General features: G+C 68.4%; 28 protein-coding genes and 1 tRNA gene. 17 read left to right on the top strand and 12 right to left on the bottom strand.

Annotated features, from left to right (window positions below; translation table 11 throughout):
* Positions 1 to 102 precede the first annotated feature (102 nt).
* Positions 103 to 573 (bottom strand): PGPGW domain-containing protein, encoded by a 471-nt coding sequence (locus ACLHIH_RS08795; protein ID WP_411316420.1) that lies wholly within the window; start codon positions 571 to 573, stop codon positions 103 to 105.
* Between the two features lie 146 nt (positions 574 to 719).
* Between ACLHIH_RS08795 and ACLHIH_RS08790 the strand changes: the two genes are divergently transcribed.
* Complete coding sequence (locus ACLHIH_RS08790; protein ID WP_411316419.1) at positions 720 to 941, top strand: hypothetical protein; 222 nt, start codon at positions 720 to 722, stop codon at positions 939 to 941.
* On the opposite strand, the gene ACLHIH_RS08785 is transcribed toward ACLHIH_RS08790, so the two are convergent.
* Positions 860 to 1,330, bottom strand: coding sequence for a DUF2510 domain-containing protein (locus ACLHIH_RS08785; protein ID WP_411316418.1), 471 nt, complete (start codon positions 1,328 to 1,330; stop codon positions 860 to 862). The two genes, ACLHIH_RS08790 and ACLHIH_RS08785, sit on opposite strands and share 82 nt — an antisense overlap.
* Before the next feature lie 536 nt (positions 1,331 to 1,866).
* Here ACLHIH_RS08785 and ACLHIH_RS08780 point away from each other — a divergent pair.
* Genes ACLHIH_RS08780 through ACLHIH_RS08770 form a run of 3 tightly spaced genes read left to right on the top strand, consistent with a single transcriptional unit; the run spans position 1,867 to position 3,799 of the window.
* The gene (locus tag ACLHIH_RS08780) at positions 1,867 to 2,313 is read left to right on the top strand and encodes a MaoC family dehydratase N-terminal domain-containing protein (RefSeq protein ID WP_411316417.1); all 447 of its coding nucleotides are present in this window, start codon (positions 1,867 to 1,869) and stop codon (positions 2,311 to 2,313) included.
* Positions 2,310 to 2,741: a MaoC/PaaZ C-terminal domain-containing protein gene (locus ACLHIH_RS08775; RefSeq protein ID WP_411316416.1), complete on the top strand. Its 432-nt coding sequence runs from the start codon at positions 2,310 to 2,312 to the stop codon at positions 2,739 to 2,741. The genes ACLHIH_RS08780 and ACLHIH_RS08775 overlap by 4 nt, the downstream gene beginning before the upstream one ends.
* On the top strand, positions 2,738 to 3,799 hold the full coding sequence (locus ACLHIH_RS08770; protein WP_411316414.1) for a UDP-N-acetylmuramate dehydrogenase: 1,062 nt from the start codon (positions 2,738 to 2,740) through the stop codon (positions 3,797 to 3,799). Before ACLHIH_RS08775 ends, ACLHIH_RS08770 begins: the two co-directional genes overlap by 4 nt.
* Before the next feature lie 87 nt (positions 3,800 to 3,886).
* On the opposite strand, the gene ACLHIH_RS08765 is transcribed toward ACLHIH_RS08770, so the two are convergent.
* From ACLHIH_RS08765 to ACLHIH_RS08740, 6 genes are all read right to left on the bottom strand, one after another.
* On the bottom strand, positions 3,887 to 4,705 hold the full coding sequence (locus tag ACLHIH_RS08765) for an ABC transporter permease (RefSeq protein ID WP_411316413.1): 819 nt from the start codon (positions 4,703 to 4,705) through the stop codon (positions 3,887 to 3,889).
* On the bottom strand, positions 4,702 to 5,604 hold the full coding sequence (locus ACLHIH_RS08760) for an ABC transporter ATP-binding protein (protein ID WP_411316412.1): 903 nt from the start codon (positions 5,602 to 5,604) through the stop codon (positions 4,702 to 4,704). Before ACLHIH_RS08760 ends, ACLHIH_RS08765 begins: the two co-directional genes overlap by 4 nt.
* Positions 5,605 to 5,719: 115 nt before the next feature.
* On the bottom strand, positions 5,720 to 7,147 hold the full coding sequence (gene xylB, locus ACLHIH_RS08755; RefSeq protein WP_411316411.1) for a xylulokinase: 1,428 nt from the start codon (positions 7,145 to 7,147) through the stop codon (positions 5,720 to 5,722).
* Between the two features lie 81 nt (positions 7,148 to 7,228).
* Complete coding sequence (locus tag ACLHIH_RS08750) at positions 7,229 to 8,074, bottom strand: ABC transporter permease (RefSeq protein WP_411316410.1); 846 nt, start codon at positions 8,072 to 8,074, stop codon at positions 7,229 to 7,231.
* Positions 8,071 to 8,922 carry an ABC transporter ATP-binding protein gene (locus ACLHIH_RS08745; RefSeq protein ID WP_411316409.1) on the bottom strand — a complete coding sequence of 284 codons (852 nt, stop codon included), beginning with the start codon at positions 8,920 to 8,922 and terminating at the stop codon, positions 8,071 to 8,073. Before ACLHIH_RS08745 ends, ACLHIH_RS08750 begins: the two co-directional genes overlap by 4 nt.
* A 66-nt stretch (positions 8,923 to 8,988) precedes the next feature.
* Positions 8,989 to 10,218 (bottom strand): pyridoxal phosphate-dependent aminotransferase, encoded by a 1,230-nt coding sequence (locus ACLHIH_RS08740; protein ID WP_411316408.1) that lies wholly within the window; start codon positions 10,216 to 10,218, stop codon positions 8,989 to 8,991.
* 182 nt (positions 10,219 to 10,400) lie between these two features.
* Here ACLHIH_RS08740 and ACLHIH_RS08735 point away from each other — a divergent pair.
* The 7 genes from ACLHIH_RS08735 (at position 10,401) to ACLHIH_RS08705 (ending at position 15,178) form a co-directional block, all read left to right on the top strand.
* Positions 10,401 to 10,473 (top strand) — tRNA-Trp (locus tag ACLHIH_RS08735).
* Positions 10,474 to 10,557: 84 nt separating this feature from the next.
* Positions 10,558 to 10,830: a preprotein translocase subunit SecE gene (secE, locus tag ACLHIH_RS08730; protein WP_411316406.1), complete on the top strand. Its 273-nt coding sequence runs from the start codon at positions 10,558 to 10,560 to the stop codon at positions 10,828 to 10,830.
* A 126-nt stretch (positions 10,831 to 10,956) separates the two neighbouring features.
* The gene (gene nusG / locus ACLHIH_RS08725) at positions 10,957 to 12,015 is read left to right on the top strand and encodes a transcription termination/antitermination protein NusG (RefSeq protein WP_411316405.1); all 1,059 of its coding nucleotides are present in this window, start codon (positions 10,957 to 10,959) and stop codon (positions 12,013 to 12,015) included.
* Between the two features lie 211 nt (positions 12,016 to 12,226).
* Entirely contained in the window at positions 12,227 to 12,658 is a 432-nt protein-coding gene (rplK, locus tag ACLHIH_RS08720; RefSeq protein ID WP_411316404.1) for a 50S ribosomal protein L11, read from the top strand.
* Positions 12,658 to 13,347, top strand: coding sequence for a 50S ribosomal protein L1 (rplA, locus tag ACLHIH_RS08715; RefSeq protein WP_411316403.1), 690 nt, complete (start codon positions 12,658 to 12,660; stop codon positions 13,345 to 13,347). Before rplK ends, rplA begins: the two co-directional genes overlap by 1 nt.
* 98 nt (positions 13,348 to 13,445) lie before the next feature.
* Complete coding sequence (locus ACLHIH_RS08710) at positions 13,446 to 13,988, top strand: GNAT family N-acetyltransferase (protein WP_411316402.1); 543 nt, start codon at positions 13,446 to 13,448, stop codon at positions 13,986 to 13,988.
* A gap of 29 nt (positions 13,989 to 14,017) precedes the next feature.
* Positions 14,018 to 15,178, top strand: coding sequence for an SDR family oxidoreductase (locus tag ACLHIH_RS08705; protein ID WP_411316401.1), 1,161 nt, complete (start codon positions 14,018 to 14,020; stop codon positions 15,176 to 15,178).
* Positions 15,179 to 15,189: 11 nt separating this feature from the next.
* Here the strand turns inward: ACLHIH_RS08705 and ACLHIH_RS08700 are convergent, their stop codons facing one another.
* Together ACLHIH_RS08700 and ACLHIH_RS08695 are read right to left on the bottom strand one after the other, a co-directional pair.
* Complete coding sequence (locus ACLHIH_RS08700) at positions 15,190 to 16,146, bottom strand: NADP-dependent oxidoreductase (protein ID WP_411317267.1); 957 nt, start codon at positions 16,144 to 16,146, stop codon at positions 15,190 to 15,192.
* Between the two features lie 96 nt (positions 16,147 to 16,242).
* The gene (locus tag ACLHIH_RS08695; RefSeq protein ID WP_411316400.1) at positions 16,243 to 16,863 is read right to left on the bottom strand and encodes a YqaJ viral recombinase family protein; all 621 of its coding nucleotides are present in this window, start codon (positions 16,861 to 16,863) and stop codon (positions 16,243 to 16,245) included.
* 155 nt (positions 16,864 to 17,018) lie between these two features.
* Between ACLHIH_RS08695 and ACLHIH_RS08690 the strand changes: the two genes are divergently transcribed.
* The 5 genes from ACLHIH_RS08690 to rplL all read left to right on the top strand — a co-directional run bounded on the left by ACLHIH_RS08690 (position 17,019) and on the right by rplL (position 21,369).
* Positions 17,019 to 17,759: a response regulator transcription factor gene (locus tag ACLHIH_RS08690; RefSeq protein WP_411316399.1), complete on the top strand. Its 741-nt coding sequence runs from the start codon at positions 17,019 to 17,021 to the stop codon at positions 17,757 to 17,759.
* Complete coding sequence (locus ACLHIH_RS08685; RefSeq protein WP_411316398.1) at positions 17,756 to 19,231, top strand: sensor histidine kinase; 1,476 nt, start codon at positions 17,756 to 17,758, stop codon at positions 19,229 to 19,231. Before ACLHIH_RS08690 ends, ACLHIH_RS08685 begins: the two co-directional genes overlap by 4 nt.
* A gap of 29 nt (positions 19,232 to 19,260) precedes the next feature.
* On the top strand, positions 19,261 to 20,121 hold the full coding sequence (locus ACLHIH_RS08680; protein ID WP_411316397.1) for an NAD-dependent epimerase/dehydratase family protein: 861 nt from the start codon (positions 19,261 to 19,263) through the stop codon (positions 20,119 to 20,121).
* Positions 20,122 to 20,409: 288 nt separating this feature from the next.
* Positions 20,410 to 20,925: a 50S ribosomal protein L10 gene (gene rplJ / locus ACLHIH_RS08675; protein WP_411316396.1), complete on the top strand. Its 516-nt coding sequence runs from the start codon at positions 20,410 to 20,412 to the stop codon at positions 20,923 to 20,925.
* A gap of 60 nt (positions 20,926 to 20,985) precedes the next feature.
* Positions 20,986 to 21,369, top strand: a complete 384-nt coding sequence (gene rplL / locus ACLHIH_RS08670; RefSeq protein ID WP_411316395.1) for a 50S ribosomal protein L7/L12 — start codon at positions 20,986 to 20,988, stop codon at positions 21,367 to 21,369.
* Positions 21,370 to 21,866: 497 nt separating this feature from the next.
* On the opposite strand, the gene ACLHIH_RS08665 is transcribed toward rplL, so the two are convergent.
* Both ACLHIH_RS08665 and ACLHIH_RS08660 read right to left on the bottom strand, forming a co-directional pair.
* Complete coding sequence (locus tag ACLHIH_RS08665; protein ID WP_411316394.1) at positions 21,867 to 23,564, bottom strand: LuxR C-terminal-related transcriptional regulator; 1,698 nt, start codon at positions 23,562 to 23,564, stop codon at positions 21,867 to 21,869.
* A gap of 263 nt (positions 23,565 to 23,827) precedes the next feature.
* The gene (locus tag ACLHIH_RS08660; protein WP_411316393.1) at positions 23,828 to 24,952 is read right to left on the bottom strand and encodes a LacI family DNA-binding transcriptional regulator; all 1,125 of its coding nucleotides are present in this window, start codon (positions 24,950 to 24,952) and stop codon (positions 23,828 to 23,830) included.
* 261 nt (positions 24,953 to 25,213) lie between these two features.
* On the opposite strand from ACLHIH_RS08660, the gene ACLHIH_RS08655 reads away from it, so the two are divergent.
* The gene (locus tag ACLHIH_RS08655) at positions 25,214 to 26,551 is read left to right on the top strand and encodes an ABC transporter substrate-binding protein (protein WP_411316392.1); all 1,338 of its coding nucleotides are present in this window, start codon (positions 25,214 to 25,216) and stop codon (positions 26,549 to 26,551) included.
* Positions 26,552 to 26,679: the final 128 nt, after the last annotated feature.

Here is a 26,679-nt window from a genome sequence, read left to right as displayed (position 1 = left end):
AACAGGGGTGGCGCTGCGAGACATCCGCGGTGGCGACGTTACGTTCTCGAGAGGATGTCTGCGCGGGGGTTGCATATCGCCGCAGAATCTGTCGGGTTCGGGCTAGCGCGGTGCCGGTTCGGGGTGGTCGTGAAAGCGCCGATAGCTGTAGACGATCATCCCGAGGGCGAGAGCTCCCGAGGCGATGAGGGTGACGCCTGTTCCCCACCCGCCCGCGAGCCACCACCCGTCGTCGAGCGGCCACCACTCCGGCACCGCGATCCCCACGCCCCACACGATGCCGACCGCGACGAGCGCGAGTGCACCCGCGACGCTCGATGCGATCCGCGGCCACGATTGCACCCCCTCCGACGCGAGGAGGAATGCCTTGGCGCGCACGGGATGGAGCAGCCTCTCGGCCCAGCTATAGCGGAGGGACAGCACCGCGAGGCCGGCCACGAGGCACAGGAGCCCCGGCCCCGGCAGCACGAGGGCGGCGAGACCGGCGACGATCAGAATCCACCCCGCCACCTCGATGGCGCGGCGTTCGACCCACCGGGGGATGATCCGCCTCGGTCCGTTCTGTGCGCGCACTGTGTCCCGTCCGTTTCGGCACAGTGTGCGGGTGAAGGCTGACCGCGCGCTGCCAGGCGCACGCATCGTGGCCAGAACTGCGGGTGGGCGTGCGCGGAACGGCGAGACGGCTCGGCGGCGACAGTCGACCCTGTCATCATGGGGTCATGACGATCAACGAGCAGAACCACCCCATCGAAGACGGTTCGGAAAGCGCGTCGCACGAGGAGCGCCTCGACGGGATCGTGGAGCAGGTGACGCAGGACGTGCGGCTCGGCCACACCGACGATGCCGCCGCCGAGCTGCGTCAGAGGCTGGGTGACAGCGGTATCGAACTCGCCGACAGCGACTTCGATCGCCTCGTCGAACGCATCGACAGCGCTCGCTGACCCGGGTCGCCGTGGTGACGCGCGCCGTGTCGACGGGCGCTCGACCTCACGGAGGTCACGGCGACGGCCGCGAGCCACACCGGGGTCCACGCGGCGAGGGTCATCACCGTCATGATGAGGTGGAAGCCGTGGTTGGTCAGATCGACGGGAGAATCGGATGTTCCCGTGAGCTCTCTCGACCCGCCCGAATCGTTCGATGCCGCCGGGGTGGCCGCCGGAAGTGATTCGGCGACGACAGGGAGCACGGGAGCGTAGTAGTCGGTCCACGAGCGACCGTCGAACCAGCGCCTCATGCCGTGAGACACCTCGTACCAGCCCGCGGGGGCGGTGGCGATGATGAACAGGTCGCACAACGACGCGGTGGGGTCGAGGTCGTCGGCACCGGTCATCCGCTCGCTCCCCTTCCGTGTGACTTCAGGGTACGTCGACGCGACGCGCCCGAGACAGTCCCCTAAACGCGGGTCGAAAACAGCAGATTCTCGGTCGTGCGCGCCGCAAACACGGGGCGCACGCTCGAATCGGCGAGAAATTCGCAAAACACTAGATGTAGTGGAATGACACAGCTGTCATTACCGTTATATAGTGAAGGACCGCGAGGACGAGATGGCGACATCTCCCGGCGAAACGGAACCGCACGGCGGACACGTCGGCCGGATCTCGCGGGGAATCACTCACAGACCACTAGGAGGCACACATGGACAACGACAGCAACGTAGGCGGCTACGACGTACCGGTCGACCCCATGGATCTTCTGCAGTGTGACAGCTGCCAGTAGGCAGTCACGCTCGACAGGCATCCGTGCCACTTCGACAGAATCGAAGCGGAACCGGTAGCCCGTAACTACTCTTCCGGGAGCCCGCGCACAGCAGTGCGCGGGCTTTCGACGTTTGCGGGGGCGCCCCGCCTGAATCGCTAGTCTTGGTCGGTGCCAGTCAACCCAGACCTCCCGGGCCGTCGGTTCGATCCCGTACCGCCCTACCTCGTCGGCCGTGAGAAAGTGCGCGAGTTCGCTCGTGCCGTGCAGTCGACCAACCCCCTCCACCACGACGTGGGCGCCGCGGTCGCGGCCGGATTCTCGGATGTCGTCGCACCCCCGACCTTCGCGGTCGTCGTGCAGGAGGCGACCCTCGCCCAACTGCTCGCCGAACCCGATGCGGGAATCGACTTCAGCATGGTCGTGCACGGGGAACAGCGCTTCCGTTACTCGCGGCCCATCGTCGCGGGAGACGAGCTGACCGCGACCCTCACGGTCGCGAGCGTCAAGACTCTCGGTGGCAACGCCATGGTCACCGCCGAATCATCCGTCGTCGACGCGGCGGGCGACCACGTCGTCACCGCGACATCCACTCTCGTCGTGCGGGGTGACTCGTGAGCCCCGCACTCGACCTCGCGACCCTCGAGGTCGGTGAGGTCGTCGCCGAGCGGACCGTGGAGCTCACGCGCGACTCGCTCGTTCGCTACGCGGGGGCGTCGGGTGATTTCAACCCCATCCACTATCGCGACGACGTCGCGGCCGAGGTCGGCTTGCCCGGCGTGCTCGCGCACGGGATGCTCACGATGGGCATCGCAGTGCAGCCCGTCGTGGACTGGCTCGGTACCGCGGGGTTCGTGAGCGAATACGGGGTGCGGTTCACGCGACCCGTCGTCGTCGATCCCGGCGAGGGGGCGACGCTCACGATCGTGGCCACCGTCGGAGCCGTGGACGCCGACACCGGGGAAGCGCGCATCGATCTCACGGTGAGATCCGCCGACGCGACGGTTCTCGGCAAAGCCCAGGTGCGCGTGCGGGCGCTTCCGTGACGGAGAGCGCGAACGTCCTCCGCGCGCGCACGACCCTCGAGGTCGGAGGTGAAGCGCGTGAGCTCGTGGTCGCGTCGACTCGCGAGGAGCTTCTCGCGGCGGCGAGCGACCTGACCGTCGATCGCGACGACTGGGTCGTGCTCGGGGGCGGGTCGAACGTCGTCATCTCCGATGACGGCGTCGACGGCACCGTGCTCGTCGTGTCGACGCGCGGCATCATTCGCGTCGCCGATGCCGATGCCGGGAGCGAGGACGCCGGCGAGACGGTTCTCCTCCGGGTCGAAGCGGGTGAGCCGTGGGACGACCTCGTCGCTCACACGGTCGGGCTCGGCCTCGCCGGTCTCGAAGCGCTCTCGGGAATCCCCGGGTCGACGGGGGCGTCGCCCATCCAGAACATCGGGGCGTACGGCGCCGAACTCGCCGACACCCTCGAGTCGGTCGAGTTCGTCGACGCCGAGACGGGTGAGCTCGCACGGATCCCGGCAGACGAGCTCGGGTTCGGATATCGCACATCGATCTTCAAGGAGGGTCGCCGCGGGGTGATCGTCTCCGTCGACTTCCGCTTGGATGTCGCGGTCGACGGTCTCTCGCGCCCCATCGCCTACCCGCAGCTCGCGTCCGCTCTCGGGGTCGACCTCGGAGCGCGAGTGCCGATCGGTGACGTCCGGTCGGCGGTGCTCGCCCTGCGGGCATCGAAAGGTATGGTGCTCGACGCGGGAGATCGCGACACCTACAGCGCGGGGTCGTTCTTCACCAACCCGATCGTGAGCGAGTCGGCTGCGCGGTCGATGCCCGACGACGCTCCGCGGTGGCCGGCAGACGAGGGGCGCGTCAAGCTCTCCGCGGCGTGGCTCATCGAGCGCGCGGGCATCCGTCGTGGGTTCGCTCTGCCCGGCTCCCGCGCGGGAGTGTCGACCAAACACACTCTCGCGATCACCAACCGCGGCGGCGCGACCGCGAGCGACATCACCGAACTCGCGCGTTTCATCGCCGAGCGCGTGCGCAACGAGTTCGGTGTCGAGCTTCGACCCGAGCCGAACTACATCGGGTTCGACTGAAGACTGTTGGCGTGTTGGCCTGTTGGCTAGCTGCGCTACCGGGCTGCCCCGCGGTGGCGGGGCCGCTGGTGGTGCGGGGCCGCGTGCCTAGGTGACGTCGCGCTTCCAGCTCACGAAGTAGCCGCCGATGGCCGTGACTGCGGCATAGGCGACGAGCACGAGCCCGCCCTGCCACCACTCGAGCGAGTCGGCGTTGCCGCCCGCGATCGTGAAGAAGCTCGCGCCGACGAGGGCGTCGGATGCCGCGCCCGGGAGGTACTGCCCGACGGTCGCCGTCCAGTCGGCGAACGATGCCGCGAGCCTGAGGACCGGTTCGATGAACTGCGTGAACGCGAGCACGATGACGATCGACGCGACCTGGCTCGGCACGAGCGCTCCGAGACCGACGCCGATGACCGCCCAGAGGCCCATCGCGAGGAGGGATCGGGCGATGAGAGCCCACGTGTCGGGGTCGTCGAAGGCGGTGTCGATTCCCGCGAGAGACAGCACGCCGCCGCCGATGCCGACCGAGGCGACGAGCGCGACGGCGCCGAGGAGGAGGCCGATGACGAAGAGCGCGATGACCTTCGCCGCGAGCACGTCTCCGCGTCGCGGATTCGTGAGAAAAGTGGGGGTGAGTGTCTGGTGCCGGAACTCGCCCGTCGCGGCGAGGGCGCCGAGAAGCACCGGGAAGACGTAGCCGACCGACGAGGCGAAGCTGTAGATGAGTGGCGCGAGGCCCGTTCCGCCTTCCACACCTCCCGTGCCGAAGGCGTCGGATGCCCCGTCGACGCTGCCGATGAGACCACCGAGTCCGGCGGCGAGGGCGGCGATGTAGAGGAAGAGCACGATCGCGAGAATCCACCATCCGCGCGTGCTGAAGATCTTGGCGAATTCCGCGGCGATGGCGCGGGCGAACGAGGTCACAGCGATCCCCCCTCTCCGACGAGTGACAGGAACGAATCTTCGAGCCCCGACTTCTGGCGGTGCAGAACGCTAAGTTCGACACCGGCCGTGAAAGCGAGGTGGCCGATCGCGGCGGGATCGGCCGAGGCGACGAGGAGCCCCGTTCGGCCCGGGGCGAAGGTGAGGCCGTTCGCCGTGAGGGCGGCGCCGAGCGCCTCGCGGTCGGGCGAGTCGACGACCACTTGCGGTGCGACATCCGTGTCGAGGCTCGCGAGGGTTCCGCGATGCACGAGGGTGCCTTTCGCGATGATCACCACCTCGTCGACGCTCTGCTGCACCTCTGAGAGCAAGTGCGAGCTCACGAGCACGGTGCGACCCTCGGCGGCGAGGCTGCTGAGGAACCCGCGAATCCATTTGATGCCCTCGGGGTCGAGACCGTTGATCGGTTCGTCGAGGATGAGAACGCCGGGGTCGCCGAGCAGCGCGAACGCGAGGCCGAGCCGCTGGCGCATGCCGAGGGAGTAGCCCCCGACGCGGCGGTCCGCGTAGTCGAGCAAGCCGACCTTCTCGAGCACGATGCCGACGCGCTCGCGCGGGATGCCCGTGGCGGTCGCGTAGACACCGAGGTGGTTGCGGGCGCTGCGGCCGGGGTGGAAACTCGCGGCCTCGAGGGCGGAACCGACCTTCTCGAGCGGGCGGGAGAGTTCGCGATAGCGCGTTCCGCCGATCGTCGCGGTGCCGCTCGTGGCTGCCACGAGACCGAGCGCGATGCGCAGGGTCGTGGTCTTGCCCGCACCGTTCGGCCCGAGGAACCCGGTGACACGACCCGGTTCGACGGTGAACGAGAGGTCATTGACGGCGTTGACCGACCCGAAGGTCTTGGTCACGTTGGCGAACTCGATCACCGAGCCTTCCGGCATGTGCGGCCCCTTTCGGCTTTCTCCCAGCGTATCGGCATGACACGGATCCTCGCGGGAGGTGCGAGGGCCCGCCCTGTTGAGCCCTGTCCCGGGCGCCTCGCCCGAGCGCGACGGTTCAGCGCGCGGTGCTGATCCCCGCCGCACGCTGAGCGGCGGCGTACTGCTCGCGGATGATCGGTTGCTCGGGCGAGGTCTCGACGTCGGGGTCGCCGACGGTCCACTCGGGATACACCCCCGTCAGCGCCCATGCGGCCCCGCGCGCGGCGCCGTCGGCCACGTATTCGCTCTCGGGGGGTGTCGTGACATCCACTCCGAAGACCTGGGGAGCGATCGCTCGCACCGCGGCGTTCTTGGCTCCGCCCCCGATGAGCAGCACGCGCCGCACCTCGACGCCCTGGTCGGTGATCGCGGCGAGGCCGTCGGCGAGGCCGCACAGCAGACCCTCGATCATGGCGCGCGCGATGTTCTCCGGGAGGGAGTTCGCGAGGGTGAGACCCACGAGCGACCCTGTGGCGTCCGGGAGGTTCGGGGTGCGCTCGCCCTCGAGATAGGGCAGATGCACGATGCCCGCGCTCCCGGCGGGAGCGGCGAGCGCGAGCCGCGACAGTCCGTCGTTGTCGACCCCGAGGATGCGGGTGGCCGCCGTCATGACGCGCGCGGCGTTGAGCGTCGCGACGAGCGGCAGGAAGCGCCCGGTCGCGTCGGCGAAGCCCGCAACGGTGCCGCTCGCGTCGGACACGGGGTCGTCGGTCACGGCGAAGACCGTGCCCGATGTGCCGATCGAGACGACCACGTCGCCCGCGCCGGCACCCAGCCCGAGGGCCGCGCCCGCGTTGTCGCCCGCACCCGCGCCGACGACGATCCCCGCGGGGATGCCCTCGACCGACCCGTCGGTGATGCCCGCGGCGTCGGCGGGGCCGAGCACCCGGGGAAGGGCCACGGTCTTTCCGAGGGCGTGCTCGAGGAGGTCGGTGCGGTAGTCGTCACTCGCGGGCGACCAGTACGACGTGCCGCTCGCATCCGACCGGTCCGTCGTGAGGGCGCCGAGGTCGGCGCGACCGGGGCCGTAGCCGAGCAGTCGCCACGTGAGGTAGTCGTGGGGGAGGGCGACCGCGGCCGTCGCGGCGACCGTCTCGGGCTCGTTGTCGCGCACCCAGCGGAGCTTCGTCGCGGTGAACGACGCGACGGGAACCGCGCCCGTCGCCTCGGCCCAGGTCGACGCCCCGAGCTCGGCGACGAGGTCGGCGGCTGAGGAGGCGGATCGCGTGTCGTTCCACAGGAGCGCGTCGCGCACGACGGTGCCGTCGTCGGCGAGGCACACGAGACCGTGCTGCTGGCCGGCGATCGAGACGGCGGCGACATCGTCGAACCCGCCGGCGTCGGCGATGGCGGCGAACATCGCCGTGACCCACACCTGCGGGTCGATCTCGGTTCCGTCGAGGTGGCTCGCGCGCCCCTCGCGCACGAGAGCGCCGGTCTCCGAGTCGCGGATCACGACCTTGCAGCTCTGGGTGGACGAGTCGATTCCTGCGACCAATGACATACCGTCTCCTTCGTCGAGTGTCGGCACCATCATATGGTGCCGACCGCAACAAATTGGCTCCCGGGCGTGGAACCGCGCTGCTCAGGAGTCTCGGCGGATCCAGCGGAACGTCACCCTCGCGAGGATGAGACCGATGACGAGCCACAGCGCCGTCGCGATCGCCACACCGGGCAGGTTCCAGCTCTCCCCCTGCTCGAGCACCTCGAGCGTGTCGGGCAGGAACACCGCGCGCATGCCCTGCGCGAGCCACTTGAGTGGAAACACGCTCGCCGTGTTCTGCAACCACTCGGGCAACTGATCGAACGCCAGGTAGACCCCGGAGATGAACTGCAGAACGAGGGTGATCGGGATGATGACGGCCGTCGCACTCTTGCCCGATCGCGGAAAACTGCTCAGCGCGATGCCGAGAATGGCGCACGTGCTGACCCCGAGAAGGAACACCCACGCGAACGTGACCCACCTCTCCGGCTCGGTCGGAAGCTCGACGCCGAACACCGTCGCGGCGACGACGAGCAGGAGGACGGCTTGAGCGAGGCCCGTCACGAGCACCTGCCCGATCTTGCCCATGAAATAGCTCACGACGGGGAGCGGCGAACCCGCGAGGCGCTTGAGGGTGCCGTCGCTCTTCTCCACCGCGATGTCGACAGCGAGATTCTGCAGGCCGCTCAAGAGCACTCCCGCCGCGAGCATCGCGGGCAGATAGAACTCCGCCGCGCCGATCTCACCGCCCGACCCGTCGGGGCCGAACGAGGTCTCGCTGAACGCGACCGAGAAGATCGTGAGGAACACGAGCGGAAAGAGAAAGGTGAAGAACACCGAGTCGCCCTGGCGGAAATACGCGCGCACCTCGTATGACACGCGGCTGAGCCCGAGACGCACGGTGCGGCCCCGAGCGAGTCGGGCGCCCGGTGCCGTCGCGGTGCTCACTCGGCACCCACGAGCCGCAGATAGACGTCTTCGAGACTCGGACGGATGATCTCGATCCCGCGCGGCTCGACCCCGCCCGCCTCGGCGACGAGACGCGCGACCTCGAGAGCAGGCTCGGCGGTGCGGATCTCGTGCACGCGAGAGCCGTCACGCCATCGGACGATCGGGATGCGGGCATCCGCCCCACCCACCTCGTCGACCGTTCCGATGTCGATGAGGGTGCCGCGCGCGATGATCCCGACGCGGTCGCTCAACTGCTCCGCCTCGTCGAGATAGTGGGTGGTGAGCAGGATCGTCGTGCCCTCGCGCTTGAGGGAGTGGATGAGCTCCCAGAAACTCCGCCTCGCCTCGGGGTCGAACCCCGTCGTCGGTTCGTCGAGGAAGAGCAACCGGGGGCGACCGACGATGCCGAGCGCGACATCCACCCGGCGGCGTTGACCGCCCGAGAGGGTGCGGATGAGTCGACCCGCGTGCTCCTCGAGACCGACGCTGTGCAGCACCTCGTCGACGTCTCGCGGGTGGGGGTAGAACGAGGCGAAGTGGCTGAGCTGCTCGCGCACTGTGACCGCACCGCTCTCGCCCGTGCTCTGCAGCACGATTCCGAGTTCGGCCTTCCAGGCCACCCCGCCGTTCTGGGGGTCGACGCCGAGAACCTCGACCTCGCCGCCCGAACGGGAGCGGTATCCCTCGAGGATCTCGATCGTCGTCGATTTTCCGGCACCGTTGGGGCCGAGGAGAGCGAAGGCCTCGCCCGACTCGATGTCGAAACTCACGCCGTCGAGCGCCGTGGACGTGCCGTAGGTCTTGCGGAGGTCTCGCACGCGCACGACGGGGTCACTCGGGGTCATGGCTCCATGCTGACACCAACCGCGCGTGAGTGGCTCGTGCAATCTGGCTGGACGCCGCCGACGCGATCAGGCGAAGAGGCGCTGCAGCCGCTGCACACCCTCGAGGAGGGCGTCGTCGCCGAGTGCGTAGGAGAGGCGCAGGTATCCGCTCGGGCCGAACGCCTCACCGGGAACGACGGCGACCTCCGCGCGCTCGAGGATGAGGTCGGCGAGCTCGAGCGACGTCGTGGGCGTGACACCGCCCCACTCGCGACCGAGCAGCCCCGAGACATCCGGGTACACGTAGAAGGCCCCCTCGGGCATCGGGCACACGACGCCCTCGATCGCGTTGAGTTCGCGTACGATCGTGCGGCGCCGGCGGTCGAAGGCCCGACGCATCTCGTCGACCGCGTCGTGCGGCCCGGTGAGGGCGGCGATCGCGGCGCGCTGCGAGATGTTGGAGACGTTGGACGAGAGGTGCGACTGCAGGTTCGCGGCCGCCTTCGCGGCGTCGACGGGAGCGACCATCCAGCCGAGCCGCCATCCGGTCATCGCGTAGGTCTTCGCGACGCCGTTGACGAGGATGGTCGTGTCGGCGAGGGCGGGAACGGCTTCGACGATCGAGATCGCGCGCGGGGCCTCCGAGCCCGGCTCGGCATCGATCGAGGGGTAGACGAGGTTCTGGTAGATCTCGTCGGCGACGACCCAGACGCCGTGCTCGAGCGCCCACTCGCCGATCGCGCGGGTCTGCTCGGGGGAGTAGACCGCGCCCGTCGGGTTGGAGGGCGAGACGAACAAGAGCACCTTCGTGTTCTCGGTGCGCGCGGCCTCGAGCTGGTCGACCGTGACGAGGTAACCCTGGTCGGCCCCCGCGAAGACCTCGACGGGCACGCCGCCCGCGAGCCGGATCGCCTCGGGGTAGGTGGTCCAATACGGCGCGGGCACGATGACCTCGTCGCCGGGGTCGACGATCGTCGCGAACGCCTGATAGACCGCTTGCTTGCCCCCGTTGGTCACGACGACCTGGCCGGGGTCGACGGCCCAGCCGCTGTCGCGAGCGGTCTTCTCGGCGATGGCCGAGCGCAGGTCGGGGAGTCCGGCGGCGGGCGTGTAGCGGTGGTTCTTGGGGTCGATGACGGCGGCCGACGCGGCCTCCACGATGTGCGCGGGGGTCGCGAAGTCCGGCTCGCCCGCGGCGAAACTGATCACAGGACGCCCCGCGGCCTGCAGGGTCTTCGCCTTGGAGTCGACCTTGAGAGTCGCGGACTCGGCGATGGAGGAAATGCGGCGGGAGATGCGCGGAAGCTCAGTAGTCACCGTGCAAGAGTATCGAAGCGGCATCCGCCCCTCGTGAAGCGCGGCGTCGCTCAGCTTTGCACCCCCGCGAACGGTGACCTACACTGGGGCCGGTAGTAGAAATCTGCCATGCTTTTGTGTGCCCTTTTGTGGCCGACATCCGTCGCTCGAATCGCTCAGAACGCGTGGTTATTTCTCTGCGAAGGGCGGTGGCTCAATTGGTAGAGCAGCGGTCTCCAAAACCGCAGGTTGCAGGTTCGAGTCCTGTCCGCCCTGCAGCTCGATTCGCACAGTCCCTGTGCGAAGCAGCACGAGCCGACGGCCCCCCGGGCACGTCGGCCGGTATCGGAAGGTAGAACAGTGGCGAGAAACGTGACCGACGAGCCCAGCGAGGACATCGTCGAAAACGCGAAGAAAGACCGTGCCGGTCGGCGCAGTCCCTTCGCCCGTATCGCGCTGTTCATCCGACAGGTCATCAACGAGCTCAAGAAGGTCGTCACCCCGACCCGCAAGGAGCTCTTCAGCTACACCGGAGTGGTCCTCGCCTTCGTCGTCATCATGATGGCGATCGTGTCGGGTCTCGACTTCGTGTTCGGCCTCGGTGTCGGCTACGTCTTCGGTGACCCCGAGTAATTCGCCGACCGGCTCTCGCAGCCGTACGTCACCGGGCTCGGCTGTGAGCTGATCGCCCCGAACGTGACCGGAACCCTCGCCGCGAGGTGAGCGCCGGAGCAATCTAAGAAACGGAAATGGAATCCAGTGTCTGACACACAACGCGACGATATCGACCTCTCGACTGCCGCCGAGCAGTCCTCGGAGGTGGAAGAGGTTCAGGAGGGCAACACGCTCGACGAGGCCACCTCGTCGGTGGAGCCCGCCGAGCACGCGGCCGTTCACGTCGAGTCCGACGGCGACGTCGAGGCAGACCTGACCGCAGCGCTCGACGCCCTCGAGGTCGCATCCGACCCCGAAGCCGACGAGATCGTCGAAGACGCCCTCGACATCGACTCGCCCGATGAGGCGGATGCCTCGGTCGCCGCGACCGACGACGAAGCAGACATCGAGGCCGAGGTCGAATCCGAGGAGGAGCCCGAGGTCGCTCCCTACGACGGCCCCGAACTCGGTGCCGACAACGAGGCTGACGCTGACGCTCCCGCAGACATCGACGAGGCGCTCGACGCCGAGGCGGCCGACGAGGTCGAGGTCGACCCCTACGACGCGTTCCGCTCGGAGCTGCGCGCCAAGCCGGGCAAGTGGTACGTCATCCACTCCTACGCCGGCTTCGAGAAGCGCGTGAAGCAGAACATCGAGAACCGCAAGGTGTCGATGTCGATGGAGGACTACGTCTACCAGGTCGAGGTGCCGATGGAAGACGTCGTCGAGATCAAGAACGGCCAGCGCAAGCTCGTCAACCGCGTGCGCATCCCCGGATACGTGCTCGTGCGCATGGACCTCAACGAAGACAGCTGGTCTGTCGTGCGCCACACCCCCGGCGTGACCGGGTTCGTCGGCAACTCGCACAACCCGACGCCGCTGCGTTTCGAGGAGGCCTTCTCGATGCTCAAGAGCCTCGTGCAGATCGTCGAAGCCCCGGTCAAGGCCGGCGCCAAGGGCAGCAAGACGACCGCCCGCTCGATTCCGCAAGAGGTCGACTTCGAGGTCGGCGAGACCATCACCATCAAGGAGGGTTCGTTCGCGGGCCTTCCCGGTTCGATCAGCGAGATCAAGCCCGAGAGCGGCAAGCTCACCGTGCTCGTCTCCCTCTTCGAGCGCGAGACCCCCGTCGAGCTCAGCTTCGACCAGGTCACCAAGCTCTAGGTTCCACCATGCGAGAGGGCCCCGTCGGCATCGTCCGGCGGGGCCCTTCGTGCGATCGCCACTCGCCAACGCGCACAATGTGGCGTAAAGTAGGGAAGTTGCTCGCGGCAGTTCTCTGCTGCAATCACCGCATCCGGGCCCTGTTCGCCGAACAGTCCCCGTCCGGATGACGGGAGCGTTCTCTCGAGAACACGACAGAAAAGGAAGAAACATGGCACCGAAGAAGAAGGTGACGGGTCTGATCAAGCTTCAGATCCAAGCCGGCGCCGCCAACCCCGCACCGCCCATCGGGCCGGCGCTCGGACAGCACGGCGTCAACATCATGGAGTTCTGCAAGGCGTACAACGCGGCCACCGAGGCTCAGCGCGGCAACGTCATCCCCGTGGAGATCACCGTCTACGAGGACCGCTCGTTCACGTTCGTGCTCAAGACCCCGCCCGCCGCAGAGCTCATCAAGAAGGCCGCCGGCGTCGCGAAGGGTTCGGGAACCCCCCACACCGTCAAGGTCGCGAAGCTCACGCAAGAGCAGGTGCGCCAGATCGCCGAGACCAAGATGAGCGACCTCAACGCGAACGACATCGAGGCCGCATCCAAGATCATCGCGGGCACCGCTCGCTCCATGGGAATCACGGTGGACGCATAATGGCTACGAAATCCAAGGCATACCGCGAAGCGGCCGAGAAGCTCGAAGAGGGTCGTTTCTACACTCCCTCCGAGGCTGTCGCCGTCGCGCGCGAGACTGGCTCCAAGAAGTTCAACTCGACCGTCGAGGTCGCGCTCAAGCTCGGTGTCGACCCCCGCAAGGCAGACCAGATGGTGCGTGGCACCGTCAACCTGCCCCACGGAACCGGTAAGACCGCCCGTGTCATCGTCTTCGCCACGGGACCGGCTGCCGAAGCCGCTCTCGCCGCGGGCGCCGACGAGGTCGGTGGAGACGAGCTCATCGAGAAGGTCGCCGGCGGTTACACGTCGTTCGACTCCGCCGTCTCGACCCCCGAGCTCATGGGCAAGGTCGGTCGTCTCGGAAAGGTCCTCGGACCCCGCGGCCTCATGCCGAACCCGAAGACCGGCACCGTGACCCCCGACCCGGCCAAGGCCGTGACGGAGATCAAGGGCGGAAAGATCGAGTTCCGCGTCGACAAGCACAGCAACGTGCACTTCATCGTCGGCAAGTCCGGTTTCGACCAGACCCAGCTCGAAGAGAACATCAAGGCCGCGCTCGACGAGATCTCGCGGGCCAAGCCCTCGAGCTCGAAGGGTCGCTACATCCAGAAGGGCACGGTGTCGACCACGTTCGGCCCCGGCATCCCGCTCGATGTGAACGGTCTGTAAGCAGCAGCAGCAGCAGCACCAGCACCAGCACCACCAGCAGCAAGGGAGAGGCCCGCTTCGGCGGGCCTCTCCTGTTTTGCGAAACCGAGAGGAGCACCGTGATCGAGATCCGAGAGGCGACGATGGCGGATGCCGCGGTCTTGCACGAACTCGCCGCCGCGACCTTTCCGCTCGCGTGCCCGCCCGAGTCGACCCCCGAAGACATCGCCGCGTTCATCCGCGACACCCTCTCGGAGGAGCGGATGCGCGACTACGTCGCCGACCTCGCGCGAACCGTGCTCCTCGCGATCGACGGGCCCCGGGCGGTCGGCTGGGCGATGACGGTCGAGGGGGAGCCGACCGACGCCGACGTGCGGCGCGCGGTCGTGCCGCGGCCCGCGGTCGAGCTCAGTAAGCTCTATGTGCGCCCCGACCTCCACGGCGCGGGACTCGCGCGCAGACTCGTGGACGCCTCACTCGACGACGCGCGGTCGCGGGGGGCCGCCGTCGTGTGGCTCGGCGTGAACCAGCAGAACGGCAGAGCCAACGCGTTCTACGCGAAGAGCCAGTTCGAGAGGGTCGGCACGAAGCACTTCGTCGTCGGCGCACGACTCGAAGACGACTACGTGCGGGCGCGGGTTCTCGAGGCCCCCGGGGAATAGCGGGGCACCGAGCGAGGTTCGGGGCAGGGATGACTTCTTCCACTGCAGCCCAGCCCGCACAGCCTGCCCAGCCGACACCGTCCGCCCAGCCGACCGCGGCCTCGCCCGTGCCGTCGCGCACCGCGCTCGTCGTGGGGGCGAGCGGCATCAGCGGTTCTGCGCTCACCGACCAGCTCCTCGCCGACGGATGGAGCGTGCTCGCGCTCTCCCGCCGACCCGGCGTCGCCCGGCACGGCGTGCGATGGATCTCCGCCGACCTTCAGTCGCCCGCCGACCTCGAGCGAGCCCTCGAGGGCGAGCGGCCGACACACGTGTTCTTCACGGCGTGGCAGCGGCGCGCGACCGAGCAGGAGAACATCGACGTCAACAGCGCGATGGTGCGCAACCTCCTCGGTGTGCTCACAACGGCTCCGCTCGAGCACGTCGCGCTCGTCACCGGACTCAAGCACTACCTCGGCCCGTTCGAGTCGTACGGCGAAGGGGACATGCCCGACACCCCGTTCCGTGAAGACGCCCCGCGGCTCGACGTGCCCAACTTCTACTACGCGCAAGAAGACGAGATCTACGCGGCGGCGAAGACCCAGGGCTTCACGTGGTCGATCCACCGATCGCACACCGTGCTCGGTCACGCCGTCGGCAACCTCATGAACATGGGGCTGACCCTCTCGGTCTACGCCTCACTGTGCCGCGCCCTCGACGCGCCGTTCGTCTTCCCCGGGAGCGAAGCGCAGTGGAACGGCCTCACCGATGTCACCGACTCCACGATCCTCGCCGACCAGATGGTGTGGGCCGCGACGCACGAGAACGGTGCGAACGAGGCGTTCAACGTCGTCAACGGCGACATCTTCCGGTGGCGCACCATGTGGCCGACACTCGCCGCACACTTCGGTGTGGAGCCGGTCGGGCCGAACGCCACGCCGCAACCCCTCGAGGAGCAGATGGCGGGGGTCGATGCCGCGTGGGAGCGACTCGCGATCGAGCACGACCTCGTCGAGCGTGACGTGACGAAACTCGCCTCGTGGTGGCACACCGACGCGGATCTCGGGCGCACGATGGAGGTCGTGACCGACATCTCCAAGAGCAGGCTCGCGGGGTTCACGACTCACCATCGCACGGCCGATTCGTTCGCCGGGCTCATCCAGCGGTACCGCGACGAGAGGCTCATCCCGGGCTACGCGCCCCCGGCTTAGAGCCGGGCGCGTCAGCTCTCGCTGACCCTCAGCACGATCTTGCCCCGGGTGTGGCCCTCGTCGATCGCGGTGTGCGCCTTCGCGGCGTCGCACAGGTCGAATACCGAGTCGACGGTCACGCGCACGTCGCCCGAATCGATGAGTCGCGCGATCACGCTGAGGGTCGAGGCATCGGGAGCGACCTTGTATGTCGTGGCGCGCACCCCCGCGGCCGCGGCATCCTCGGCGAACGTCGGCCAGCTGCCGGTCGGACCGTTGACGATGAGGCCGTCTGGTCGAAGTACGCCGAGCGAGCGGGTTCCGGTGTCGTCGTGCACGTTGCCGATGAGATCGATGACGGCGTCCATCGTGCCGACGACATCTTCGAACCTCACGGCGGAGTAGTCGACCGCCTCGGCGGCACCGAGTGAGCGCAGAAAGTCGAGGCTCGACGCCGAGCCCGTCGCGGTCACCCTCGCGCCGAAGTAGCTCGCGAGCTGCACCGCGAAGTGCCCGACGCCACCGGCACCGGCGTGCACGAGCATCCGCTGGCCCTCGTGGGCTTTCGCCACGTCGACGACGAGGCCCCACGCGGTGAGTGCCGCGAGCGGGATGCCCGCGGCCTCGACGTGCGAGATCGTGCGCGGTTTGCGCGCGACGCTGAGGGTCGACACGGCCACGAACTCGGCGTAGCTCCCACCCGACCGCGGCACCGACGTCATGCCGAACACCTCGGTGCCGGGTTGGAGGGGGTGAGCCTCGTACGGGGCTTCGACCACGACCCCGCTGAAGTCGTAGCCGAGCACGGCGGGCCACGCGGTGATGGCGCTCGACACCCCGCGCCCCGACCGCGTCTTCGAGTCGATCGGGTTGACCCCCGCAGCGACGACCCTCACGAGAACCTCGGAGTTGACGCGCACGGGGCGCTCGAGTTCGGTCTCGACGAGCACGTCGGGTGCGCCCGTGGTGTCGATCGTCATGGCTCGCATCGTCGTCATGGCTGTGGCCTCCCCGCCCCTGTGCAGACAGTCAATCCCGCGCATGAGTCGACGGTGTTTCGAGGGTGTCTCTCTGAGGAAAAAGGTCTAGGCCCGACGCATGAGCTCGAGCACACGGTCGGCGAGACCGATGAGCACGTGGATCTCGTTGTCGTCGCGGTCGACCCAGCGGCACTGCGGTTCGGCGTGCAGGGGAACGAAGTCGGCGTGCTGCTCCCACACCACGAGCGTGCGCTCGGCGCCGAGCACGTACTGCTGCCACCAGACCTGCCGGAGATACGACCGCGGGATGCTGCGCCACACCGACATCGTGGTCTTGATCTCGCACAGCTCGAGCGCCGTTCCCTTCGACCGGATCCCGTCGGGGGTCGCGAGGTGGGTGCGGTTGCCCTCGGCGTGGAAGAGGGCCGTGCTCGGTTCCATGCCGTAGACCCCGCGAGCCCAGCGCGCGATCTCGGGCTCGCGAACCCGACCGTGATCGGTGTAGGCGTTGCCGCCGAACCGCGACCCGACGATCTTCTCGAGGGCGACGGCATCCGCGGCCTTCGTGCTCGACAGGCGGGCGACATCTGTGGCGGTCACGCCCATCGCGCGCGCTTTGAGCCACGCGAACCTGTTGGTGGAGTCGGCGACGATGCGGTCGAGGTGCCTGCGCGGGGTCGGCTCAGGCTCATCCCACAGGGAGAGCATGGGCTGCACGAAGGTCACGACACCATTGTCGTCGATAGCGCCGTCAAACCGCCCGGGCGCGCGCGAGCGAGCCGAGCCCGCGCGCGTCGGTCGGCGAACGGCGTTCGAGCCGCACACGGCTGGTTCATCGGCGCCACAGGGCGGATCCATAGAAAACTGGCGAGAATCGGAGCATGGCCAATCCTTCGAGCGCGTCGCAGCCCACCATCGCCCACGCCGACGGGAGCCCCGTGCGCGCCCTCGTGGTCGACGACGAGGCGGCCCTCGGCGACCTCCTGCAGATGGCGCTGCGCTACGAGGGGTGGGAGGTGGAGACGGCGGACAACGGGCACACCGCCCTCACGATCGCCCGCAGCTTCGAACCCGACGTCGTCGTGCTCGACATCATGATGCCCGGAATCGACGGGCTCGAAGTGCTCAAGCGATTGCGCGCTGGCGGGCGCGACGTTCCCGTGCTCTTCCTCACCGCGAAAGACTCCGTCGACGACAGGGTCGTCGGGCTCACGGCGGGCGGAGACGACTACGTGACCAAACCGTTCAGTCTCGAGGAGGTCGTGGCGCGGTTGCGCGGGCTCATCCGGCGCAGTTCGACGGTGCTGCAGGCATCCGTCGATCCCGTGCTGCGCGTGGGCGACCTGAGCCTCGACGAGGAGAGCTACGAGGTGCACCGGGCGGGAACCCGCATCGAGCTCACCGCGACCGAGTTCGAGCTGCTGCGCTACCTCATGCGCAACCCGCGCAGGGTCCTCAGCCGGGCTCAGATTCTCGACCGGGTCTGGAGCTACGACTTCGGCGGCAAATCGAGCATCGTCGAGCTCTACATCTCCTACCTGCGCAAGAAGATCGACAGCGTCGGAGAACCGCTCATCCACACGGTGCGAGGGTTCGGATACACGATCAAGCCCGCGTCGTGAGTGCCGGGGGGCGCCGCCCGTGGTCGCTGCAGGTGCGGCTCGTCGCGGGCATCGTCGCGTTGCTCGCACTCGTCGCGGTGATCATCGGGAGCGTGAGCACCGCGGCCCTCGGTCGTGCGCTCACCGCGAGACTCGACGAACAGGTCGTCGCGGCCTTCACCTCGATCGCCGGCCCCAACACGCCCGGCTATCCGACGAGCGGATACCGTCCGTCACCCGACGACGCGTTGCGTCAGGGTGCCCTCGTCGTGTTCGTGAGCGGCGGCGACGTGACGACCGCGGCCTACCTCTCGGCCGAGGGAGCAGTGGCGCTCGACGCCGACCAGCAGAAGCGTGTGCTCGGCCTCGAGGTCGACGAGCGCCCGACGGATGTCGCGGTCGGCGGCGAACTCGGCGACTACCGCGTCGTCGCGCAGACCCGCGGCGACGACAGGCTCCTCGTGGGACTGCCCCTCGCCGAAGTGCACGCGACGACCAACCAGTTGCTCGTGATCATCGCGATCGTCACGGCCGTCGCCCTCGTCGCGACCGCGGGGGTCGGCACCCTCGTTGTGCGACTCGCACTGCGACCGCTCGGCCGCGTCGTCTCGACGGCGACGCGCGTCTCCGAGCTCCCCCTCGATCGTGGCGAAGTGACCCTCGCCGACCGGGTTCCCGAAGTCGACACCGACGAGCGCACCGAAGTCGGCAAGGTGGGGGCCGCCCTCAACAGGCTGCTCGGCCACGTCGCGTCGGCGCTCACGGCTCGCGAATCGAGCGAGCGGAAGGTGCGTCAGTTCGTCGCCGATGCGAGCCACGAACTGCGCACGCCGCTCGCATCCATCCGGGGCTACGCCGAACTCACGCGTCGCAGCGGACACGACCTGCCCGACGACGTCGTGCGCTCGATGGCGCGAGTCGAGTCCGAGGCGAAACGTATGACGAGCCTCGTCGAAGACCTGCTGCTGCTCGCTCGACTCGACGAGGGTACGGAGCTCGACCGTCGAGCCGTCGACCTCTCGCCCATCGTCGTCGACAGTGCGAGCGACGCGCACGCCGCCGCCCCCGACCACCGGTTCCAGGTCGACGTCCCCGAAGAACCCGTCGAAGTGCACGGCGACGATTCGCGATTGCGGCAAGTCGTCGGCAACATCCTCGCCAATGCGAGAGTGCACACACCGCCGGGCACTCTCGTGACCCTCGAGCTCTCCGAGAGCGACGGCGAGGCGATCCTCGCGATCACCGACGACGGCCCGGGCATCCCCGCCGAGGTCGCGCCCGTGCTCTTCGAGCGATTCGCCCGCGGGGATGTCTCGCGGTCTCGGGTGGCCGGCAGCACGGGTCTCGGGCTCGCGATCGTCTCGGCGATCGTCGCGGGCCACGAGGGCGAGGTCGGCGTCGAGAGCGCACCGGGCGCGACGAGGTTCGTCGTGCGCCTTCCCCTCGCGCGACCGGTCGCCGCCACGGCACCCGGCTCGGCCGCCGAAGTGTGAGACTGGACTCTCTCGAACAAGGACGTGACATGAGAATTGCTGTGACCGGAGCGAGCGGAAAGCTCGGAAGTGTTGTGACCGCCCGATTGCGCGACGACGGCCACTCCGTCATCGCCCTCGACACGACGGGCGAACGCGGCGCGGGCTTCACGCGCATCGACCTCACCGACTACGGCCAGGTTGTCGACGCCTTCTCGAGCATCGACGACAGACACGACGGTCTCGACGCCGTGGTGCACCTCGCCGCCTCGCCCGCGGGCGGGATCATGCCCGACTCCGCGACCTTCCATCACAACATCGCCGCGACCTTCAACGTCTTCCAAGCCGCCCGCCGCTCAGGGATCTCCACGATCGTCTACGCCTCGAGCGAGACCGTGCTCGGCATCCCCTTCGAGACGCCACCGCCATACATCCCTCTCGACGAGGAGTACGACACGCGCCCCGAGAGCATGTACTCCGTCGTCAAGCACCTCGAGGAGGAGCTCGCGAAGAAGCTCGTGCGCTGGGATCCGGAGCTCAGTGTCAGTGCGCTGCGGTTCTCGAACGTCATGCACGTGAGCGACTACGCGGCGTTCCCCTCCTACGACGCCGACCCCGCATCCCGCCGCTGGAACCTCTGGGGGTACATCGACGCGCGAGACGGCGCCCAGGCGGTCGCCCGAGCGCTCGAGGCACGCATCCCCGGATTCGAGGCCTACGTCATCGCGAACGCCGACACGGTCATGAGCCGGTCGAGCGCGTCTCTCGTCGACGCGGTGTTTCCCGGGGTCGAGGTGCGTCGCGAACTGGGCGAGCACGAGACACTCCTGTCGATCGACAAGGCCAGGCGGATGCTCGGCTACGAACCCGAGCACAGCTGGCGCGACCACGCCCGCCCCAGCCCCGAGTGAACGCAGTTTCCGCGAGGGGATGCCTGATCCGGCATTCCCTCGCGGAAATTGCGTACTTTGGGGTGGGTTTGCAGGGGGCCGTGCCGTGCCGTAGTCTTGCGGAAGCCAAAGACCGCCGGTTACCGGCACGCCATCGCGAGATGAGGTGCCAGTCGAAGGTTCACGAGAGTGAAGACCAGCGCAGGTGTGTGAAGTAGTCCCTCTCTGGGTTCGCTCCGTGCGCTTGCGCCGGAGCTTTTTTCATTCGCGAACCAGGGGCTACCGGCACAACGATCATCAAGGAGTGCCATGGCGAACAAGGAAGCGTCAGTCGCCGAGCTCACGGAGAAATTCCAGAGCTCGAACGCTGTCATGCTCACCGAGTATCGCGGACTCACCGTCGCCCAGCTCAAGCAGCTGCGGACGTCGATCAGTGAGCACGCAACATACGCCGTGGTGAAGAACACGCTCACCAAGATTGCGGCCAACAACGCGGGGATCACGTCGTTCGACGACGAACTCGCTGGTCCCTCCGCAATCGCTTTCGTTCACGGTGACACTGTCGCCGTCGCGAAAGCTCTGCGTGACTTCGCCAAGGCGAACCCTCTGCTCGTGATCAAGGGAGGTTACTTCGACGGTAACCCCCTCACTGCAGCAGAGGTGGGCAAGCTCGCCGATCTCGAAAGCCGGGAGGTGCTGCTGGCCAAGCTCGCCGGTGCCTTCAAGCAGTCGCTGTTCGGCGCGGCATATCTCTTCAACGCACCGCTGTCGAAAGCCGTTCGCACGGTCGACGCGTTGCGCGAGAAGCAGGAGTCCGCGAGCTGACAACCCGACAGGGTCCAGACGCGCGGTTAATCGATTACAGGAACACAAGGAGAAAACACCATGGCAAAGCTCACCACTGACGAACTGCTCGACGCCTTCAAGGAGCTCACGCTCATCGAGCTCAGCGACTTCGTCAAGAAGTTCGAGGAGACCTTCGAGGTCACCGCCGCTGCCCCCGTCGCCGTCGCCGCTGCTGGCGGAGCTGCTGCTCCCGCCGAAGAGGTCGAGGAGAAGGACTCGTTCGACGTCGTCCTCGAGGCCGCCGGAGACAAGAAGATCCAGGTCATCAAGGAGGTCCGCACGCTCACGAGCCTCGGACTCGGCGAGGCCAAGGCAGTCGTCGACGGCGCGCCCAGCACCGTTCTCGAGGGCGCCAACAAGGAGACGGCCGAGAAGGCCAAGGCTCAGCTCGAGGCTGCCGGCGCGACCGTCACCCTCAAGTAGTCTGCGCCCCCACGGGGCACAGTAGCGTCACCAACAAAGCCCCCGGCCTCATGGTCGGGGGCTTTGTCGTGCGCTGCTTTGGCTAGGTGTCGCAGCGCTTGCCGGCCCTCACCCGGCGACGCTTCGGGCGGCTGTGCGGATGTGTGGGGCCGGGGGTGGCGCGGGGGGTGACGTAACCACTCGTCACACCCCGCGCCTGTATCGCCTCGACCGGGAGGGCTCGGGATCAGGGACGAGCATCTCGGTCGTTCTACGAGGTGGTCCGGCGACGGAAACCACCCCGGGTCGGGGGGAAGGTGTTGCGTCGACGGATGCGGGGGCATGCCGCCGACGCTGTGCTCGGCCGCGGCTGCGCTCGGGTAAACGCGTGCTGCCGGGTGGGCACGGTGTGACTGATCCTGTCGAGGATTCCGGTCGGCCTGGTGGCCGCTCGCGGGGATGAACCCTCGCTGTCAGTACAGCACTGTCGTGCCGAGTGCGTAAAGGCCGGGCCGGGGTTAGTCGGGGGTGATCTTGCGTACCTCGAGCGCGGGGTGGTCGCGTGTGACCTCGTCGACCGGGAGCTCGGTGCGCGGCGGATCCTCGCGTGCAGGCTCGTCGGTGCCTTTCGCGAGCCCGAGTTCGCGCACTCTCCGCACGGCCTCCTTGCGATTGGATGCCGCGAGCTTGCGGTAGATGCTCCGCACGTGGGTCTTGACGGTGTTCGTCGAGATGAACAGAGCCCCCGCGATCTGGCTCACCGTCTTGTCGTGGAGCAACTGGGCGGCGATATCGAGCTCGCGGTCACTCAGGGGCTCGAGCGCACCGTGAGGTGTGGTGCCGGCATCCGCGCTCACGGCGTCGAGGACCGCGTGGACCCTCACGGGCTGATTGCGATCGGCCGCCCGCGAGAGCAGTCGACCGAGGGTCGCGGTCGACACGAGGAGGAACCCGGTGCGGATGCTCGTTCCCGCGGCGGAGAGGAGAGCGCGGTCGAACGCGAGGTCGCTCGCGACCGTGTCGCCGAGGTCGAGGTGTGCGGCGGCGGCGAGCACGTGCACGTCGACGACCGTCGTCGCCGAGTGGGCGTCGCCGAGGTCGAGGCACGCGGCGAGGGCGGCGAGGCACCCCTCGTAGTCCCCCGCTTTGTAGCGGATGCCCGCGACGAACCGCGCGGGGCACACCGCGTGGAGGGCGCTCGGGGTCACCGTGTCGAGGGTCGCGAGCGCGGCCCGGAATTCGCCGAGCCTCATGAGTAGCTCGCCGCGGAGCACGCGGGCGTGCGTGGCGAGGAAGGGTGCGCCCGCCCACGAGGAGAGGGCCTCGAGGGTGCGACGCACCTGGTCGAGCCCCTCGAGGTGCCCGCCCCCGATCACGGCGAGACACGCCGACGCGTAGTGCGCGAGGGGGTTCCAGTCGGTGTCGAAGGCGGCGTCGAGTGCGCGCGGAGCGAGTTCGCGGGCGACAGCGAACTCGTTGCGCTCGACGGCGACGAGAGTCTCGACGGCGAGCGCGCCCGCGCCGAACTGGCTGTCGAGCAGTCCGGAGCCCTCCGCCGTCGACCGCGCGCGATCGACGTAGGTCGATGCGGCGTCGAGGTCGCCCGCGAAGAACGCCGCGACGCTCAAGCCCGACAGGCATTCGACGACTTCCGACCGCGTGAGTGCCGTGTCGGCGAGACCGAGGGCGAGCCGCAAGACCTCGACGGCGTCGGCCCAGCGCCCCTCGTGCACGCGCGCGAGCCCGATCTGCACGGCCGCCGAGGCGTGCGCACGGATGCGGCGCGGGGGCACGCCGTCGTCACCCTCGAGGATGTCGAGGGCGGATTGGGCGGTGCGCGCGGCGGCGTCCACCCGGCCGAGGGAACGCAACGCCGCCGCGTGGTGCGTGAGGATGTCAGCGGTGTCGACCGAGGGCGCCCCGCGCTCGCGCGCCTTCGCTTCGGCCGCGCGGAACCAGGGGAGGGCGGCCGACCGGCTCGGTGAGCCCACGGAGCGATAGCTCGCCCCCATGGCCGCGAGCATCCGCGGGTCGTCTGCCCACAGCGACTCGGGGAGCTCGCTGATGATCGAGCGCACCCGCGCGCCCTGCGTGGTCGACACCGAGGTCCACCGCGACGCGATGAGTTCGGCGGCGGTGGCGACTTCGCCCGCGCGCACGAGCTGTTCAGGCGACCTCTCGAAAGGGTCGGGTTCGGGGTAGGGGGAGCGATGCACGGCAGGCCTGACTGCCGTATCGGGTTGCTCCCGGCACCGGGGGATGTCGGGAATACGGCTTTCGCGAACTTCCGCCTCGATCGCTCCGGGGGTGAGCTCGAGTGGACATCTGCAGGCGGGGATCGCGAATATCAGAGTATTGCGTCGCGGGCGACGAGTCCACCATAATGAGGACACCCCCCACCTCGAACCCCTGTTCTCCGTACCGCGGCCCCGACTGCGTGTACCCCTGTAGTGCGCGTCTAGACAGCCTTACCCTCTGGCTAGCCGGAGAGAACCGCACCGGATCGGGTTGCTTGACCGGCGGACGCACTCTCTGGTGACGGACCGCCGGTCAGGGGCCTCACTGTCGGGGAGACATCCGCGCCGCTGCCCGTCTCGATCGGCGGCGCCGTGGTCGACCCGCGCATCGCGAGGGTCGCGGGCATGACTCTGCGGGCCGTGTCGCCCGGTTCACCGCCCGCGAGCCGGTCGAGCACGTGCTCGACGGCGAGGAGACCGTGCGCCGCGGGCTTCTGCTCGAGGGTCGTGAGGGCGAACATCTCGGCGAGGGGATGCCCGTCGATGCCCACGACCGAGAGTCTCGACGGCACGCTGATGCCGAGTTCGCGCGCGGCGACGATGACGCCGATCGCGATCTCGTCGCACGCCGCGACAATCGCGGTCGGACGCGTTGCGGGGTCGGCGAGAGCGGTGAGGGCGCCGCGGTACCCGCCCTCGATCGAGAAGGGGACGAAAGCGACCGAGGCGTGGGGTCCGAGCCCGGCGCTGGCCATCGCGGAGCGGAACCCGGCGAGGCGCTGCTCGTGCACGCGAACATCCATCTGCTCGATGTGCTCCCCGCCCAGGTGCAGGATGCGCGAGTGCCCGAGCCCGATGAGATGATCGGTGACGAAGCGGGATGCCGCGACGTCGTCGATGCTCAGCGTCGCGACGCCGGGGATGTCACCGCCGATGCCCACGAGCGGTTTGCGCAGCAGCCTGAGCATGCGCACCTCGTCGCTCGAGAGCTCGATGCCGATCGCGATGACGGCATCGACCCGTTTGCGCACGAGGAAGTAGTCGAAGATGCGTCGACGCTGCTCGTCGTCGCTCGTGAGGCGGTAGAGCGTGAGGTCGTAGCCCGCGCCGATGAGGGCCGCTTCGATGCCTTCGAGAACGTCGCCGAAGAACCAGCGGTTGACGTAGGGCACGACGACACCGACGTTGCGCGTGCGGCCGGTGACGAGGCTCGCGGCGTTCGAGGAGACGACATAGCCGATTTGCGAAGCCGCCGACTCGACGCGCGAACGGGTTTCTGGCGACACCGCACCGCGCCCGCTGAGTGCGCGGGATGCCGTCGACTTCGAGACTCCAGCGAGTCTGGCGACGTCGGCGATAGCGCTCACAGGGTCTCGACCTCCATTGGTTCGTGTCCTGAACCGTCAGCCTAGGCCGTGACCGAAGCGGATGGAACCGATCCCATAAGGATCGGGCGACGTGACGCAAACGTTAGGCGCCGACGCCCCGAGAGTGCTTGCCGACCGATCGGCCGTGCCGTAGCTTGAGCGGTGGAACCGGTTCCAGCGTCGAGTGCTCGACGCCGGCGGACCGCGACCGATCGACCACCCGGACCCGTGACGGGTCACAAACCTCAATGAGGAGGAGCAATGCGTTCACCCCTGCACCGCCGTTTCACAGCCCCACTGGCCATCGCCGTCGTCGGAGGGCTCGCGCTCGCCGGTTGTTCGAGCGAAGGCGGTGGCGCGTCATCCGGCCCCGGAGACTTCGGAGACGCCGACGGTGTCGTCACCGTCTACGGCACCATCATCGACACCGAGGCCGAACTGCTCGAGGAGTCGTGGGCCGACTGGGAGGCCGAGAACGACATCGAGATCCAGTACGAGGGAAGCCAGGAGTTCGAAGCTCAGATCGGCATCCGCACCCAGGGCGGCAACCCGCCCGACCTCGCGATCTTCCCCCAGCCCGGGCTCCTCGGCGACCTCGCGAGCCGCGACCTCGTTCAGCCCGCGCCCGAAGGTGTGGCGGCGAACGTCGACGAGTTCTGGTCCGAAGACTGGGCGAGCTACGGCACCGTCGGCGACACCCTCTACGGAGCGCCGCTCATGGCGAGCATCAAAGGCTTCATCTGGTACTCCCCCTCGCAGTTCGAAGAGAACGGCTGGGAGGTGCCGACGACCCTCGACGGACTCCTCGAACTCACCGAGCAAGCGGAGTCCGACCTCGGCGCCCCGCCGTGGTGTGCAGGGTTCGGTTCCGACGCCGCGACCGGATGGCCGGGAACCGACTGGGTCGAAGACATGGTCCTGCGTCAGGCGGGCCCGGATGTCTACGACGACTGGGTGAGCCACGACGTCGAGTTCAGCGACCCGCAGATCAAGGAAGCACTCGACACGGTCGGCGAGATCCTCCTCAACCCGGATTACGTGAACGCGGGCCTCGGCGACGTGCGCTCCATCAACACGACCCCGTTCGGTGACGCCGCCCGCGTGCTCGGCACCGGCGAGTGCGCTCTCCACCACCAGGCGTCGTTCTTCGACGGCTTCATCCAGGACCCCGACAACGGCAACGCGACCGTCGGACCCGACGAAGACATCTGGGCCTTCATCACCCCGGCCGTCGAAGAGGGCAGCAACGCGGTGACCGGTGGCGGCGAGATCGTCGCGGCGTTCTCGAACGACGAAGACACCATCGCCGTGCAGGAGTACCTGTCGAGCCCCGAGTGGGCCAACAGCCGCGTCTCGCTCGGCGGAGTGATCAGCGCCAACACGGGACTCGACCCGGAGAGCGCGTCGAGCCCCATCCTCCAGGAGGCCATCGGCATCCTGCAGGACCCCGAGACGACCTTCCGTTTCGATGCATCGGACCTCATGCCCGGTGCTGTCGGTTCGGCCGCGTTCTTCACGGGAATGGTCGACTGGATCAACGGTGCGTCGAGCGACGAGGTGCTCTCGGCCATCGACGCCGCGTGGCCCTCGGGCGAGTAGCGAGAGCAGTCGCCTAACCGAGTGATCCGGGGCCGGGGGAACGCGAGTTCCCCCGGCTCCCGACTCTCGAACCGGAGTGGTGCCACCATCGGAGGTGGGCGACCACCCCACCATCAGAGTCCAGCGTC

It is taken from the genome of Marisediminicola sp. LYQ134 (assembly GCF_046599635.1).
Lineage (GTDB): Bacteria > Actinomycetota > Actinomycetes > Actinomycetales > Microbacteriaceae > Marisediminicola.
This window is presented reverse-complemented; position numbering and strand designations above follow the sequence as displayed.